The organism is Photorhabdus akhurstii (assembly GCF_018448925.1).
Lineage (GTDB): Bacteria > Pseudomonadota > Gammaproteobacteria > Enterobacterales > Enterobacteriaceae > Photorhabdus > Photorhabdus akhurstii.
Genome location: NZ_RCWE01000009.1, coordinates 1 through 15,424 on the forward strand (window position 1 = coordinate 1; position 15,424 = coordinate 15,424).

General features: G+C 43.4%; 15 protein-coding genes. 6 read left to right on the forward strand and 9 right to left on the reverse strand.

Annotated features, from left to right (window positions below):
* The coding region (locus EAE93_RS11865) for an RNA-guided endonuclease InsQ/TnpB family protein (RefSeq protein WP_214039738.1) at positions 1-736 on the forward strand (736 nt) is incomplete at its 5' end.
* A 383-nt stretch (positions 737-1,119) separates the two neighbouring features.
* Here the strand turns inward: EAE93_RS11865 and EAE93_RS11870 are convergent.
* On the reverse strand, positions 1,120-1,863 hold the full coding sequence (locus tag EAE93_RS11870; protein ID WP_214039739.1) for a class I SAM-dependent DNA methyltransferase: 744 nt from the start codon (positions 1,861-1,863) through the stop codon (positions 1,120-1,122).
* Positions 1,864-2,391: 528 nt separating this feature from the next.
* On the opposite strand from EAE93_RS11870, the gene EAE93_RS11875 reads away from it, so the two are divergent.
* Positions 2,392-2,685: a HigA family addiction module antitoxin gene (locus EAE93_RS11875; RefSeq protein WP_214039740.1), complete on the forward strand. Its 294-nt coding sequence runs from the start codon at positions 2,392-2,394 to the stop codon at positions 2,683-2,685.
* 326 nt (positions 2,686-3,011) lie between these two features.
* On the opposite strand, the gene EAE93_RS11880 is transcribed toward EAE93_RS11875, so the two are convergent.
* From EAE93_RS11880 to xreR2, 3 genes are all read right to left on the reverse strand, one after another.
* Positions 3,012-3,626 carry a Fic family protein gene (locus tag EAE93_RS11880; protein ID WP_415186287.1) on the reverse strand — a complete coding sequence of 205 codons (615 nt, stop codon included), beginning with the start codon at positions 3,624-3,626 and terminating at the stop codon, positions 3,012-3,014.
* Between the two features lie 152 nt (positions 3,627-3,778).
* The gene (locus tag EAE93_RS25545) at positions 3,779-3,940 is read right to left on the reverse strand and encodes a TauD/TfdA family dioxygenase (RefSeq protein ID WP_415186288.1); all 162 of its coding nucleotides are present in this window, start codon (positions 3,938-3,940) and stop codon (positions 3,779-3,781) included.
* 44 nt (positions 3,941-3,984) lie between these two features.
* Positions 3,985-4,203 (reverse strand): cell morphology transcriptional regulator XreR2, encoded by a 219-nt coding sequence (gene xreR2, locus EAE93_RS11890; protein WP_214039741.1) that lies wholly within the window; start codon positions 4,201-4,203, stop codon positions 3,985-3,987.
* A 227-nt stretch (positions 4,204-4,430) separates the two neighbouring features.
* On the opposite strand from xreR2, the gene EAE93_RS11895 reads away from it, so the two are divergent.
* Positions 4,431-5,336 carry a LysR family transcriptional regulator gene (locus EAE93_RS11895; RefSeq protein ID WP_214039742.1) on the forward strand — a complete coding sequence of 302 codons (906 nt, stop codon included), beginning with the start codon at positions 4,431-4,433 and terminating at the stop codon, positions 5,334-5,336.
* Between the two features lie 171 nt (positions 5,337-5,507).
* Here the strand turns inward: EAE93_RS11895 and gltS are convergent, their stop codons facing one another.
* Positions 5,508-6,716: a sodium/glutamate symporter gene (gltS, locus tag EAE93_RS11900; RefSeq protein ID WP_040151290.1), complete on the reverse strand. Its 1,209-nt coding sequence runs from the start codon at positions 6,714-6,716 to the stop codon at positions 5,508-5,510.
* 242 nt (positions 6,717-6,958) lie between these two features.
* On the opposite strand from gltS, the gene EAE93_RS11905 reads away from it, so the two are divergent.
* Positions 6,959-8,353, forward strand: coding sequence for a uracil-xanthine permease family protein (locus tag EAE93_RS11905; protein WP_214039743.1), 1,395 nt, complete (start codon positions 6,959-6,961; stop codon positions 8,351-8,353).
* A 212-nt stretch (positions 8,354-8,565) separates the two neighbouring features.
* On the opposite strand, the gene EAE93_RS11910 is transcribed toward EAE93_RS11905, so the two are convergent.
* A complete protein-coding gene (locus EAE93_RS11910) occupies positions 8,566-10,107 on the reverse strand; it encodes a 4-hydroxyphenylacetate 3-hydroxylase family protein (RefSeq protein ID WP_415186289.1) in 1,542 nt (513 codons plus the stop codon).
* Between the two features lie 571 nt (positions 10,108-10,678).
* On the opposite strand from EAE93_RS11910, the gene EAE93_RS11915 reads away from it, so the two are divergent.
* Both EAE93_RS11915 and EAE93_RS11920 read left to right on the forward strand, forming a co-directional pair.
* Positions 10,679-12,385: an AsmA family protein gene (locus EAE93_RS11915; RefSeq protein WP_214039744.1), complete on the forward strand. Its 1,707-nt coding sequence runs from the start codon at positions 10,679-10,681 to the stop codon at positions 12,383-12,385.
* A 173-nt stretch (positions 12,386-12,558) separates the two neighbouring features.
* Complete coding sequence (locus EAE93_RS11920) at positions 12,559-12,978, forward strand: NUDIX domain-containing protein (protein ID WP_250151003.1); 420 nt, start codon at positions 12,559-12,561, stop codon at positions 12,976-12,978.
* A gap of 80 nt (positions 12,979-13,058) precedes the next feature.
* Here the strand turns inward: EAE93_RS11920 and fabY are convergent, their stop codons facing one another.
* The 3 genes from fabY to yihX form a co-directional block, all read right to left on the reverse strand.
* Positions 13,059-13,976 (reverse strand): fatty acid biosynthesis protein FabY, encoded by a 918-nt coding sequence (gene fabY / locus EAE93_RS11925; protein WP_036813768.1) that lies wholly within the window; start codon positions 13,974-13,976, stop codon positions 13,059-13,061.
* Between the two features lie 72 nt (positions 13,977-14,048).
* Complete coding sequence (gene dtd / locus EAE93_RS11930; RefSeq protein WP_036778428.1) at positions 14,049-14,486, reverse strand: D-aminoacyl-tRNA deacylase; 438 nt, start codon at positions 14,484-14,486, stop codon at positions 14,049-14,051.
* A gap of 169 nt (positions 14,487-14,655) precedes the next feature.
* Positions 14,656-15,282 carry a glucose-1-phosphatase gene (gene yihX / locus EAE93_RS11935; RefSeq protein WP_036813763.1) on the reverse strand — a complete coding sequence of 209 codons (627 nt, stop codon included), beginning with the start codon at positions 15,280-15,282 and terminating at the stop codon, positions 14,656-14,658.
* Between the last annotated feature and the right edge of the window lie 142 nt (positions 15,283-15,424).

Consider the following 15,424-nt stretch of genomic DNA (forward strand, 5'->3'; position numbering starts at 1 on the left):
GGTGAAAAGCATTACGCTGAGCCGTTCAGCCACCGGTAAATACTACGCCTCGATACTCTGTGATGACGGCCTGGCCGCGCCCGCGAAGCCCGCTTTGATAACCCAGATGACAGGTTTGGATATGGGACTATCTCACTACGCTGTCAAATCCAGCGGAGATAAGATGGCTAATCCCCGTCATCTTATCAATGCCGGCCGTAATCTGAGGCGTAAACAGAAGGCCCTCTCCCGGAAACAAAAAGGCGGCGCCAACCGCCGTAAAGCACGACAGAGGCTTGCCGCCGTACACGAGCGGGTAGCGAATGCCCGCGCCGATTTTCAACACAAACTGTCTCGTTCAATGGTTGACGAAAACCAAGCGATAATTGTTGAGACGCTGAAATCGGCCAACATGATGAAGAATCCCAGGCTGGCTCGCGCTATCGGCGATGCGGGCTGGCATGGCTTCATCAAGAAACTGGAATACAAAGCCGCAGCGGCAGGCGTCCATCTGGTCAAACTGGATCAGTGGTTCGCCAGTTCGAAAACCTGTCACTGTTGCGGTCACAAAATGCTGGAAATGCCGCTGCGTAAGCGGCTCTGGCCATGTCCTTGCTGTGGTGTCGAACATGATCGTGATATCAACGCGGCGCTCAACATCGAGCGCAAGGGCATACAGGAATTACAGGCGGCGGGACTCGTCGTTTCTGCCCACGGAGGCCAGCGTAAATCCGTCATAAAGACGGTGGCGGCCTGAGAAGTGGGAAGCCTCGCCGTTTTTACGGCGGGGAGCAGTCACGGATAAGTGTCCGGTTTACGAAGAAAGCCAGAGAGCATATTCGTGCAATCAAACTCTATTCTATGCGCCGATGCGGGCGAATGTCGCGGAAGCTTATTCAACTTCGTTACGTGTGACTATGACGGAAATTCTTGATCGTCACCCATCCCCCGGTCGTGATCGCAGTGAGGATCTTTATTTTGGCGTACTGAGTTACCCGAGCGCCGTTTTCCTCAGAAACCTGAATCCCGGCTGGAGGTCAGGAAGAATTGTTTTGCAGAACGAGGGAAATTCAAAAAAATCCCTCGATTTTCATCGGGGGATTTGTATAAGAAAGACAACAGATCTCGGGGATTATTTTGTTAAAACTGACAAACAAGAGCGGTATCAAGGCAATTTCGTTGATAATCATCCCAAAAACCTGGGGAATGAGCCTCAATATCGCTTTCTAACAACATGGGTTTTTGCCATCTAAATTGTTTGAACCCTGCCTTTTGGATCGCTGCTTGATATTGTTCACGACTCCAACGATACATAGTGAAAGGGCTAGGGGGTGTGGTAAGAAATTCAGCTTTCACGAGAGTGGTGTCTTTCACCGGCTCTTCACTCAAAACTTTTATACAATAATTCTCATAATTCCCTTTCTCTAATCGATAATCAGGTTCAAAGGTATACGCAATTAGTTTACCGGAAGGCTTGAGATGAGCGGCAATGACACGGAACATAGTTTCAAGGTCTTCAAGAGATTCTGCATGGCAAAATAACCAGGCTGCATTAACTATGTCAAATTTGCCAAATGACTCCGACTCCATCTTGCAGACATTTCTTACGTGAAATTCGATATCGTCACCGTATTGTTGTGATTTGCTTTTCGCAATCGCTATCATGTTTTCTGATATATCGACTCCAATGACTTTCGACGCGCCACGATTTCTGTATTCTCGACTAAAGAGGCCATATCCACAGGCTAAATCCAACACTGATTTCCCGTGTATATCCCCTGCCAGATCGAAGATAGTTCTGATTTCTACTTTGATATGGTCAGTAGCATCTGAAAAGCTCTCGTAAAGATGTGCAATAGGGTCATATAAAGCGTTATCTTTCATGTTGTTATCCTTAGCTAAAGGCCAAAATACTCTATTTATCGAAGAAATATATTATTTAGTACGAATTAATAATTACTGAAAGTTTTTCTCTTGTTATAAATAATATTCCAAAATAGCTCTACGTTTATATCATTCATAATTCCATGTATAACAATGGGTTAATAAGGTTGTGTATGGCAGAATTATGAAACGTTATTTATATTAATGCGTTAGCGATGAATTAGATATAATTTTTTAATGCTGGTTGATTTTTGGATAAATATGAGGAAATAAGATAAATATAAAACACCTATGATATGTTTTGTGGAAACTATTATTCTTATCATATATAGGATCTTAAGAATTAAGTCTTTCAAAACACGCTTTAGGGGGTGGAGACATATTTTTCTATCCATTGCGTCATGGCAAATCTCACCAATATTTTGACAAATTCGACAAAGGCGGCTTTACGCAAAAAAGATTGTTGCGCGACACTCGATATGCGTTATAACGCCTCTCGTAACGCAATAGGGCGCAAACAATAATTATATGCCGCCCCATCCGGGGCGCTACATCTCTGACGAGATGAAGCATTTAAATATTAGTCTTAGAGTGCTTGCACGTGCGCTTGATGTCTCTCCGTCAACTATTGGGCGTGTGGTTGAAGGTAGCGCAGCGGTAACGCCAAGAATGGCGGTGCGTTTAGCCAACGTGATCGGCAGTACGCCGGAAATGTGGCTGAGACTCCAGGAAGCGCATAGCCTGGCGCAAGCTAAACAGGAAATAGATTTAACTCGTCTAACGAGCCTGTTTACGCCAGTACAGCACCCGCATCATGTTTAATGATGAAAGCGCTGAGGAATACCCATAATTAGACAGAAAGGGCTGTTTATAACAGCCCTGAGAAAGTTGGCTTTAGCCGTTGATTACCTGAACTCATACATGATGATAATGTATGATTGAAAACATATCGGGACGAATCCCAAACAGTCCAAGCGCAGTGATCGCTAATTTCGTGTATTCGCCGCTCGAATTTGCTCTGCATCCGGGTGACAATCCACTAGGAACGCCATCATCTCAGTGGCATCTTTGCTCCGGTAGAAGCGGACCATCTTTTCGTTGAACTCATGTATTTTCGCCGCAGGCACGCTGATGGCGTCTATACCGTTTTACATCAAAATACCGTTCATCATGAAACGGGAAGTACGTTTATTACCGTCAAAAAAGAATTTCTGTAACGCACCAAAAAGGAAGAATGTAATCCCCTTTTCGAAAGGCTGACACTCATCTAGTGAAGCAATACCTTCTTGAAAAACGCGGTTCAATTCTGACGCGCCTGATACGGTAGGTAACGGAATATGCCGACCATATTCACCTAATCCGACATCTGGAGTGTAGTTTATCTCTCGGCCTTCCCCGCGAAATGTTCCCCACTCCAAGACTTCATTGCGAGCAACTATACTATGAAGTTCAGTAAACGTAGCCTTGGTCAACTCAAATTGACCTTTTTCCACCAGAGATAACAGGCGCTTGGCACTTTCCGCGAGATTCAGTACTTGCTCCTGATCAGAAACTTTTCTACCACCGACAGTGACACCATCCAATAATGTCTTCACTTCTGGGAAAGTAAAAGGATTGCTTTCAAGCACGCTGGCATCCCAAACAAACTCCGGTAGCATCCGGTGAAAACGAAAGCATACCCGCTCAATAGAATGAATCGGAACAATAAGAGGAACTAAAGATCTGTCCCAACAAAATCCCAACGTGTTGAAAAGCTTCATCATTGCCAAACTCTAATTCACAATCTTGAATGTAAAAAACTCTAAAGCGGATTCACTTCAGAGACAACACGATAAAATACACTATTCGAAAGGAGTAATCACAGATTAAACAAGTATCTGTGTTAATTCGGCAAACCCAGATACTCGTTAACAACTTACACTTTTATCCAAATTCTCATTAAATGCCGTTGATAATCAATAAAGCTACTGCGATAGTGTAATAATTCATGGTTATTCACAAAGATCGCGCTGTCTTCCTCAAGCTGCATTTCTATATGGTTCTCAGGCTTATCAACATCCCTTAAGAATTCACAAATAACCTCTGGTTTCCATTCTTAACAATGAATTATTCCATTGGGATTTACAACCAATTATCTACGTACCTTGAAGGCCATATCTCGGCGGGATCACACTCCAAAGCAGCAGCAATAAGTTTCTGACCTTTGGGCCAGCGGCGTTGCAGGGTATTAGCAAAAGTAGATGATGCTAATCCAGCCTCTCTTGAAACTGCCGCTAATGATGTTCCCCGTTTTTTCAATGCTGCGATGATATCCGCTGGGTGCCAATCTTGATCTTTCACTTTAATACTCCTTATTACAAATAATTTTAATATGAAGAGATAAGTCGAAGTAATCGCATAGTTTATTGAATAAAATGAAATCAATGATGGGAACAATCTATATGAGATCATTTAAAATCGGAAAGTCTAATATTCAATCACGGTGATAGCCAAAACGTAAGAATAAGGGTAAAACCGAGAACAAGATAAGTTTACTCTCAAGCCAGAATAATCAAAGGAGTTAGGCGTTGGAACTTAAGCAATTACGTTATTTTGTCGCCGTAGCGGAAACTTTAAATTTTCGACGTGCAGCGGAACGCTTGCATATCACACAACCCCCTCTCAGCCAAAGTATTAAATCCCTTGAATCGTCTTTGAATGTGAAACTTTTTCACCGCAATACTCACGGTGTCCAATTAACCAAAGCAGGTGAGGTTTTTTTAGATGAAGCTCTGGATGTTTTGGCCGCCGCCCAACGTAGTATCAATAGAGCCAAACAAGCAAAAGTTGGGGAAATTGGTGTCTTGCGCGTCGGATATTCTGCCAGTTCAATCTTTTCATCTGCTTTAACCTCTGCTTTATCTGTTTTGCTGAAGGAGCGCCCCAAGCTTGAATTGCAGCTCTGCGAAGGTAATGCATTTACGCATTTGACCGCTTTACGCTCAAGGAATATTGATGCAGCAATACTTAGAGCTGATTTAAGTAATGAATCGGTTAAAGGGTTAAGGATTCTTTATTTAGGAATGGAACCACTTTATGTGCTACTACCTGAGGGGCACTTTCTAGCCTCTGCAAAAGGAGTTAAACTTCATGAACTACAAGGAGAACGATTGCTTTTACAACCAGCCAGTCACAGGACTTTTTTACGGCGCCAAATAGAGTCATTATCAGAAAAGACGGGCTTTTCACTATCACATTTTCTTGAAGTGCCCAATATTGCCAATATGATTTGCTTTGTTTCCGCTAACCTTGGTGTAGCAATCCTACCTGCCAGTGTCGCGAAAATTGCCCACGGCTTGGTAGCGATTCCTCTTCTGGAAACAGGAGCAACACAATCCTTAATGCTCGTTAGTGTACAGGGAAATTCTTTGGCAGAACATTTGGATAAAATATTCCAAAAATTGACGATAAATTCAGAAAAACAACCAAAGTAAAGTTAGGTATTCTGCAAAAATATTTCCCCTACTACCGTCATAGTTATCGCCTCAATTACATTAGTAACAAAATTGAACAGTAGTGGAAAATTTGAATTATGCATTACAGCAGAACACAAAGACAATACTGCACCAACTACATAGCTGGCGCAGTACCTTGCTAATTTATCCCTACACAGCAGGGAATACCGGCAGTAGCAGATAGAGTTTAATCACAATCGCGTTAACGATATCGATAAAGAATGCCCCGACCATCGGCACCACCAGAAACGCCACATGGGATGGCCCAAAGCGATCAGTAATCGCCTGCATGTTCGCAATAGCGGTAGGTGTCGCTCCTAAACCGAAACCACAGTGACCCGCCGCCAGAACCGCTGCATCATAGTTTTTACCCATCACCCGATAGGTGACAAAAATTGCATACAGCGCCATCACGATAGCCTGGATGGTGAGAATGACCAGCATCGGTAATGCCAGCGATGCCATCTGCCACAATTTCAGGCTCATTAACGCCATTGCCAGAAATAGGGAAAGGCTCACGTTACCCAGTACAGACACCGCTCGGTCAAAAACTCGGTAAAAACCTAGCACCGACAGACTGTTACTGAGGATAACCCCGATAAATAACACACAGACGAACGTCGGTAATTCAAACCATGTACCTTGCAGAAATTCAGACACAAAATTACCAGCCATCAAACAGATAGCAATCAGTGCGATCGTCTCCAGCATCACTAACGCTGTGATCATCCGCCCGGTATAAGGTTTTTCAAATGCCGTCGGCACTTCGGTATCATCGCCCCTTAATCCCGGAGTTTTTGTATTTCTCACCAGGAAACGCGCGACCGGGCCACCAATCAAACCACCCAGTACTAAACCGAAAGTCGCACAAGCCATCGCCACTTCTGTTGCATTTTCAAAACCATAACGCTCACTAAACAGCTTACCCCAAGCTGCGCCTGTACCGTGACCGCCAGACAGCGTAACAGAACCCGCCAACAGGCCCATTAATGGGTCCAGACCTAACAGTTCAGCCAGAGCGATACCCACCGTGTTCTGAACCAGCAGCAAGCCAACAACGACGAAAACAAACGTGAACAGGACCTTACCACCCGCTCTCAGGCTGGCAAGATTGGCATTCAAGCCGATAGTGGCGAAGAAAGTTAACATCAAAGGGTCTTTAAGAGATAAATCAAAGTTGATTTCCCAGCCTGTTGTTTGTTTAACCGCTAAAAGAATCAGAGCAACTAACAGGCCACCCGCGACAGGTTCAGGAATGGTGTATTTTTCAAGAAATGGGACTGATTGTACAAGTTTGCGTCCAAGTAATAGTACTAATGCAGACGCAACGAGCGTGCCATAAACATCAAGATGATACATCTATGTACCCCAGCTATATTGTTAAAATTATGTAAGTTATTACGACGTTATACTCATCCTTTAGAGAACGCCAAAAGCAGGCAACGCTGGATTAGAAAAAAAATCTGCAACAAACACAAGTTAAAACATATAAAAATGTGACCAGAGCGAATCACAGCAGCTAACAGGATTTTTAAGCAAACGATTGCTTTTACACAATTGATCATTAAAATGCGTTCTTTGTCAGTCCGGAATTTCACACCATGCTTAGCTCATCCCCCGAACAAGCGGCAACAATACCCCCGAAAAAACCAACTAGTGAATTGATTTATCGCTTAGAAGATCGGCCACCATTGCCACAAACGTTGTTTGCTGCCTGTCAGCATTTACTGGCAATGTTTGTCGCGGTCATCACGCCAGCAATCTTGATCTGCCAAGCGCTAGGGTTGCCTGCTCACGATACGCAGCGGATTATCAGTATGTCTCTGTTTGCTTCAGGATTGGCATCATTAATTCAGATTCGAACTTGGGGGCCTGTCGGTTCTGGTTTGCTTTCCATCCAAGGGACCAGTTTTAACTTTGTTTCCCCATTGATTATGGGCGGGCTGGCATTAAAAAACGGCGGGGCCGACATTCCTACCATGATGGCAGCGTTATTCGGTACTTTGATGGCGGCATCCGTTACCGAAATTCTGTTATCCCGCATATTGCATCTGGCCCGGAGAATTATCACCCCGTTGGTTTCCGGTGTTGTGGTGATGATTATCGGTTTGTCTCTGATTCAGGTTGGATTGACCTCTATCGGCGGTGGATTCTCTGCTATCGAAAATCACACTTTTGGCTCTCCAGAGAATCTGTTTCTGGCTGGTGTTGTGTTGGCAGTCATTGTTTTGTTGAACCGCCAGCGTAATCCTTATCTGCGTGTCGCTTCTCTGGTGATTGCAATGGCGGTCGGTTATGTTGTCGCCTGGCTAATGGGTATGCTGCCGCCAGCAACGGTACAGGAAAATAGTTCACTCATGACAATTCCCGCGCCACTCTATTATGGTCTTTCCTTTGACTGGAATCTGCTTATCCCGTTGATGCTAATTTTTATGGTGACTTCACTGGAAACCATCGGCGATATTACCGCGACGTCTGATGTTTCTGAACAACCGGTCAGCGGCCCTCTATATATGAAGCGTATTAAAGGCGGTGTTTTAGCTAATGGTCTAAATTCTATGCTTTCCGCCGTATTTAATACCTTTCCAAATTCTTGTTTTGGGCAGAATAACGGGGTTATCCAATTAACCGGCGTCGCCAGCCGCCGTGTAGGTTATGCCGTGGCGCTAATGTTGACGCTGTTAGGTTTATTTCCTGCGGTGGCAGGATTTGTGCAACAGATCCCTGAGCCGGTATTGGGCGGCGCCACTATCGTGATGTTCGGTACGATTGCCGCGTCTGGTATCCGTATCGTTTCCAGAGAGGCGCTTAACCGCCGGGCAATTATGATTATCGCGCTATCTTTAGCGGTTGGTATGGGCGTTGCCCAACAACCGCTAATTTTACAGTTCGCTCCAGACTGGCTGAAAACGTTACTCTCTTCCGGTATTGCCGCCGGTGGTTTGACAGCGATCACTCTTAATCTGGTGTTTCCTCAGGAAAAACAATCTCTCTAATAATCTGATATCGGGTTATACATCATCAATTCATCACGCACGTATACCCGTTATCTTTCAAGTTGCCTCTTTGTTGGCTGCGCTCTCTCACCCCGGTCACATAGTTATCTATGCTCCGGGGATTCGCTCCCTTGCCGTCGCGATCCATCTTGAAATCCATAGGGTATATATTTCATCATCGCGCGTGATGATGATTTATCGCCTACTACCTATTAATAGTTAGAAGGCCAAATAAAATCGTTACCAACCCAACCATCAAGATCGTATTCACTCATACACTGCTCAGCAAACCCTTTCAATTGATCCACCAAGCCCGAGGCTTGAGAAGCCCATAATACATCAAGTCTGGTAATTTCATGGTTGCCGGCATAATTTAGCTCGTATAATTCATGCCTGTTAGCGAATTCCGTACCAATAGAGTCCCAAATTAGTTTCATGAGCTTGACTCGCTCAACTGCGCTGTAACCATTGGAGCCACGCATGTATTTATCAAGATAAGGAGACAGTTCGGGGTTGGAAAAATCGCGGGCATGAGAGTTAATATAAATCAAGGCACTGCCCAGATCCTGTTCAATAATTTCTTTTACCTTCGGGTAACCCTGCGTCATAAACCAACGATAAGCTATCCCATACTCGTATCGAGGCAATAGGGCATCTTCACCCCAAGGCTCCGGAGATTTAATCATCGCATCACCGAGCGCCCAAAACAGATTACGCCATGACAATACTTCACCAATCCGTGTTTGCACGCCACGAAAATCCTTCGTACCTGTGGCTTCAACACCCTTAAGGAGCAATCCAGAAATAAAATCAAGTTTAACCGCCAATCGGGTTACACCATGCAACATAGCCCGATGAAAAAAACCCGATTCAGCAAAAAATAACGAAACTTTATCTATATCCCCATAGATAAATACGTTTTCCCAAGGAACCTTTACTTTATCCAGAATCATTATCGTATCGTTCTCATCAAATCGGGACGAGAGCGGATAATCAAAAGGACTGCCCATTTTATCTGCCGCCATTGAGTAAGAAGGACGACAAATTAATTTCACTCCTGGCGAATTCATCGGCACAGTAAAGACCAACGCAAATTCCCGTTTCTTGATTGGTAAACCGTAATGACCGATAAAGTTGTAATGGCACATCGCCGATCCCGTGGCAACAACTTTAGCGCCGCTGACAATTAATCCATCATCACACTCTTTTTCAACATGAACACAAATATCACCAATTTCATCAGGTGATAAATGACGATCTATTGGCGGATTAATAATCGAGTGATTCCAGTAATACACGTTTTCTTGTGAGCGGATATACCAGTTTCTTGCATTATCAGCAAAATCACCATAAATATCCGGTCTTACGCCAAGTGAGGTAAGAAACGAAGCCTTATAATCAGGGCTTCTACCCAACCAACCATAACTCATGCGGGCCCATGCGGCGATAGCATCACGATCAGCAATTAAATCCTGCTGTGAGTGCGGTATACGGAAAAAGGGATGTGTCACACCAACACTTCCCGTATCTGTAGCCGTAGTCAGTACATCACGATGAGCAGGATCGTGCAAAGCATCGTAAAGTTTCGCAATAGCGCGGGCTGGATTTTGGAAAGCAGGATGGTTGGCAACATTCTGAATGCGTTCACCATAAGCCCAGACTTCCCGACCATCGTTTAGCCCATCCAGAAATTCCTTTCCTGTAAGTGGGCGGGTTGTGCGGATACTACCTCCATTCGACGATTTTTGTTTCATGTTTTCTGACATAGAAGATCCCTTACATTACTTATTTGCCGGAAGATGGGTGAAAATAAACTATGTAGTGTTATTTCAAGCATCAATCAAATTGAGAAAGGAATAGAAAGGAATGACGAAAAAACATCATTATTCCATTTATAGCCATCCATTAATACATTAATTCATTCAGATGTCATTGGCTATATTGTCATGCAAGAAAATATAGATTTAATTACTATATTAATCACACAATATAATTATTAACAAATTCATACAAACACTATAAGTTACTAATAATAAAAACTTAGCATGAAAATTAAAATACAATTAAACAAAGATTAATCTCTTAAGTTTATTTTAATAGAATAAAACGATAACAAATAATTTATTATTCCCCTCATTTCATACCCTGAAATTATTAGAAATAACAACCAGCATAGTGACTTATTGGTATTTCTATTGTTAAATTATACAAATGTTACAAATAATAATTTCTCCTCGCTCATAACTTTTATTCACCATCTCTTGAGTGAACGCCAAAATTACGGCATAAAAGGAAGCTATAAGCCGATTAAATTGGAGTCTGATGATGAGATGGTTAAGAAAATCGCTGGTTACTCTGTTATTACTGCTAATCCTGGCCGTAATCGCTGTTTATGTCATGATGCAGACAAACTGGGGAGCGCATCAGATCAGTCAATGGCTGAGTCATCACAGCCGTTATCAGGTTCAAATCGGCAATATCGAACATAGCTGGTCACAGCCGGGCACTTTGGCATTTTCCAATATTGCCATTAGCAATCAGCAACAGACTTTCATTTTAGCGGCTCAAGTTGCCGCATTCGATTTCAACTGGCAGCAACTCACTTCCCCACGTCATTTTCAGCGTCTGTTATTGCAACAGGGCCAATTAACCATCAAAGGCCAGCCACAATCGCTCCCTTTTAGCGCCAATATTCTGCAACTTAATCAGATGACTATTCAGTCAGAAAATGCGGACTGGCAAATTCAAGGGCAAAACATCACCGGCGGTATCACCCCCTGGAACCCACCATCAAATAAGCTGACAGGGAATGGGGAATTCCAATTCAGTGCTGACAAACTGAATTTCAATGATATTTCTCTTGAAAAAGTCATTATGCGAGGAGATAACCAGCAAAATACCCTGACTATTCGTTCATTTGGTGCAACATTGGCACAAGGTTCGATATCGGGTAATGGGCAACGCCGGCCTGATGGTAGCTGGCAGTGGGGCAATTTACTTATCAGCAATATTCGTTGGCAAACGCCAATGGCACTTGAAGAGTTATTGCTAAAAGCGAACACATTACCCGCAGTCAGCATCAAAGATCTCAGCCTGACTAATGCCAAGCTGGAAGGTAAAAACTGGTCTGCTAATTATCTGGATGCCTCAGTCAAAAATGTCGGTTTGGCTAACGGACGCTGGCAAGCAAAAGAGGGCATCATTGATTTCAATGTCATGGATACGACGCTAAATGATCTCCATTTCACCGATGTTATTGGTCACCTTCTTCTCGCAGGCAATGAACTCACTATTTCTAATCTCACTTCCCGTTGGGAAAAGGGATTATTCCACGTCAAAGGACAATGGAATCACCAAACAAAGCAATTCAACATCGCCAATGCAACGGTTGCCGGTTTAATTTATACCTTGCCGCAAAACTGGCATCAGTTGTTGAAAAAATCATTGCCTGAATGGATATCCGGATTTTCCATTAACGAGCTGACGATTAATAACAGCTTGTTGATTGATATTAACCCCGATTTTCCATTCCAGCTTACCGCTCTCAGCGGTTATATCTATGACATGGAGTTACTGAAAGAAGGGAAATGGGGGATCTGGCGTGGTTCTTCAAATCTCAGTGCCACCAGCGCAACATTTAACAAAGTTGAATTACGTCGCCCTTACCTTAAATTACATACAGAGGGAAATAAACTGATCATCGACCAATTAGATGCTTCCGTTGATGATGGATTGCTGAAAGTGAAAGGCACAGTAGATCAACAGGTACAGAAGCCATTCACGTTAGATTTCCGGGGGATAAATGCAGATTTAGCGATTTTGCCTCAATGGCGGTGGGTGCCGTTGAAATTACAGGGTAAAGGCAATTTCACGCTGTTAATACAGGGAGATCTTGCTGCTGATGATATTAAAAGTACTATCGATGGTTCATTGACTGCCACGAATAAACAGTCAGGCAGCGAAACTCAAATTATTAATAAGGGGCAAATATCCATACCAAACTGTGAAACCTGTCCGGTTGTTAAGCTATAGTAACGAATATTCGGGTACATATGTGCCCGATTCAATCTTATAATAGTTATTTCCTATTTCAATCCATTAATAAAATCTCCGATCAGTATCAGCCGAAAAACCGTATTAATATTGATATGTTAAAAACGCAATTAAATTTTACCCATTGAAGTTGTGATAAGGTACAATAAATCATGTGTATACTGCCTGAATCTATTGAAAACACGCTGCAAAATTATGACCGTATTGTTGTCGGCGGCATCATCAGAGATCAAAATGGCAATATTCTGTTCTTACAACGAGCGACTGATGAATCGCCGCCAAATCTCTGGGAAATTCCTTCCGGCGGTGTAGAAAAAGGAGAAAATCTATTACAAGCACTATCTCGCGAAATAGAAGAGGAGACCGGACTACTGCTTGATGATGTTATTGGTTTTCTCAGCGCGGTGGAATATTCTATTAAGGAGGCTCGATGCCTCCAGGTAAATTTTAATGTCAAATGCACAGGTGAAGTTAAGCTTTCGCCTGAACATGCGCAATATCAATGGAGCAATATAGCCAATTTCCGCAGTGAACTTGATGACTTTATGCTGCGTGTACTCAACGAAGCTTAATTTTATAAAAACGACTCTTATTATTGCTACTGATGATATAAGAAATACCACCAGTGGCATATCTAATGCCACTGAAAAATCTAAGCGATAGCCGTATAAGCATTCGGCAATACCATATAAGTGCCAGTAAATACCGCACCGATTCCCTGATCACCGCTGACAATCACATCCAACTTCACTCTCGCTTTACTGCCTTGCGCCAGACGAGCCAAATCGCCGCTCATATTTTTAAGATCAGCAACAGATTTTGGCCTGCCGATAACCGGTTTTTTGTAACGGATATCGGCATCAGCCAGAATGATATCACCACCTAGTTGACGTTCCTGTAACAACAGCCAGATCAATCCCCAACCGGTCAGGGTTGCCAGAGAAAACAGACTGCCGGCAAAGATAGTTTGGTGAGGATTTTGATTCCCGGCTTCCGGCATGGTGGTAATAAAGCTCTGACCGGTATATTGAGAAATGCGTACCCCCATTTTTTCACTGAGGGGAATATGTTTGTACCAAGCTTGTTGCAGTTCGTTGCACCAATCTGGCCGATGAAGAATATCATCCAGTGTCGCGACCGGCTTTATCATCAGAAAATGGCGAACCGGGGTTGTTTGCGGGCTAGTAATTGGCCCACGGTTTTCAAACCCCAATTTACTGAAAAACTCCACCGCATGTTCACGAGCACTGCACACGACCCGTTTAACACCTTCCTGACGGGCAACAGATTCCAAAGCCATTGCAATTAATTTTCCTAACCCTCTACCTTGCACGTTAGGATGCACTGCCAGAAAGCGGATTGCCCCTTCACTATCCGCATTGATATATAAACGCCCTACCGCCACCGGATTACCTTTCTCATCCACCACCATCTGGTGATGAGCCATCGTGTCATAACCATCTTTCTCAGAGCCTACAGGCTGATGCAATGGTTTACGCAGCATTTCCCAACGAAATCGATAATATGCTTCCAGTTCTTGTTCTGTTTCAGGTACTCGCAGATGATACATAGAAACTGCCCCTTTCTTTTGCTCATGATGTTTAATCGGGGATGGTTGCGTTCTACTGGCTATTTTTGGTTGCTAGACCTGCAACCAGAAAGTGACTGGCCCATCGTTTGTCAGGCTGACTTTCATATCGGCAGCAAACCGCCCGATTTCTGTTTTTACACCACTTTGGCGGCATTGTTCAACAAAATAGCGATATAATTCATCGGCCTTATCTGGGGCGGCGCCGCCAGAAAAACTGGGTCGCATGCCCTTTTGAGTATCGGCAGCCAGTGTAAACTGAGAAACAACTAGCAAACTGCCTCCGATTTGTTGGATATTCAAGTTCATTTTGTCCTGTTCATCACTGAATATCCGATATCCTATCACCTTCTCACACAACCGTTTTGCCTTCTGTTGATCATCTCCTTTCTCAACGCCTAGCAACACCAGCAGGCCGTGACCAATTTCCCCAACGACTTCGTTCTTAACAACAACATTTGCCTGTGTTACCCGCTGGATTAACGCGATCATATTTTTCCTTTATTTAGATAGTCGCATCAGCACACTATCTTCTATACCCGTCATCTTTCAAGTCGCCTCTTTGTTGGCTGCACTCACTCACCCCGGTCACATAGTTATCTATGCTCCCGGGGATTCGCTCCCTTGCCGTCGCGATCCATCTTGAAATCCATAGGGTATATTATCCATTCAATCCTTCATTTTGTTCAGAAAAACCGCTTGCTTCGAAATAATCCGGCACGGTCTGCCTATCAACAACATGAACACTATTGATCCCTAACGCCCTGGCTGCTTCCACATTTTCCAGCACATCGTCAAAAAACACGGTTTGATCCGGTGAAAAACCTTCTGTCTGAAGCACATATTTGAAAATATCGGGTTCAGGCTTACGCATTGCCAAATCCTGCGACAAATAGAGATAATCAGCGGATGCCGCAATTTCAGGATAATTATGCGGCCAGTAATCCAGGTGTAAACGGTTGGTGTTGGATAACACCACAACCCGGTGTCCCGCTTCACGTAATTTCTTCATTATTTGAATGATTTCAGGCCGAATATCAATAAAGATAGCATGCCATCCCGTAGCAAACTGCTCAAAACTGAGTGAAATATTCATTTCCTGACATAAAGTATCAGCGAATTCCAGATCAGTAATTTGACCACGCTCATGTTTTTCAAACGTTTCTCCCATAGAGAAACTTTTAGTCAAAGTCGCAAGAGGTGTCCCGCTCAAATTACTCCATACCGCTAAAACTCTTTTAAAATCAATCTCAATAATCACATTACCCATATCGAAGATATATAACATAATTACCCCCTGGCTAATTAATAACTTTTTACTTTAATCGTATTTTCAATTAGAAAACAGTACGGACCAGTAAAAAGCGAATCACTTCACGGTATTTTTCTTACGAAACGATAAAGTAGCACCCAGATTAAAAAAGTCGAGT

Bases quoted from the DNA above. Each gene is read 5' to 3' on its own strand.
- EAE93_RS11870 (WP_214039739.1), bottom strand. From the start codon at position 1,863: ATGAAAGATAACGCTTTATATGACCCTATTGCACATCTTTACGAGAGC.
- dtd (WP_036778428.1), bottom strand. From the start codon at position 14,486: ATGATCGCGTTAATCCAGCGGGTAACACAGGCAAATGTTGTTGTTAAG.
- EAE93_RS11875 (WP_214039740.1), top strand. From the start codon at position 2,392: ATGCCGCCCCATCCGGGGCGCTACATCTCTGACGAGATGAAGCATTTA.
- EAE93_RS11880 (WP_415186287.1), bottom strand. From the start codon at position 3,626: ATGATGAAGCTTTTCAACACGTTGGGATTTTGTTGGGACAGATCTTTA.
- EAE93_RS11915 (WP_214039744.1), top strand. From the start codon at position 10,679: ATGAGATGGTTAAGAAAATCGCTGGTTACTCTGTTATTACTGCTAATC.
- fabY (WP_036813768.1), bottom strand. From the start codon at position 13,976: ATGTATCATCTGCGAGTACCTGAAACAGAACAAGAACTGGAAGCATAT.
- EAE93_RS11920 (WP_250151003.1), top strand. From the start codon at position 12,559: ATGTGTATACTGCCTGAATCTATTGAAAACACGCTGCAAAATTATGAC.
- EAE93_RS11910 (WP_415186289.1), bottom strand. From the start codon at position 10,107: ATGAAACAAAAATCGTCGAATGGAGGTAGTATCCGCACAACCCGCCCA.
- EAE93_RS11905 (WP_214039743.1), top strand. From the start codon at position 6,959: ATGCTTAGCTCATCCCCCGAACAAGCGGCAACAATACCCCCGAAAAAA.
- gltS (WP_040151290.1), bottom strand. From the start codon at position 6,716: ATGTATCATCTTGATGTTTATGGCACGCTCGTTGCGTCTGCATTAGTA.
- yihX (WP_036813763.1), bottom strand. From the start codon at position 15,282: ATGTTATATATCTTCGATATGGGTAATGTGATTATTGAGATTGATTTT.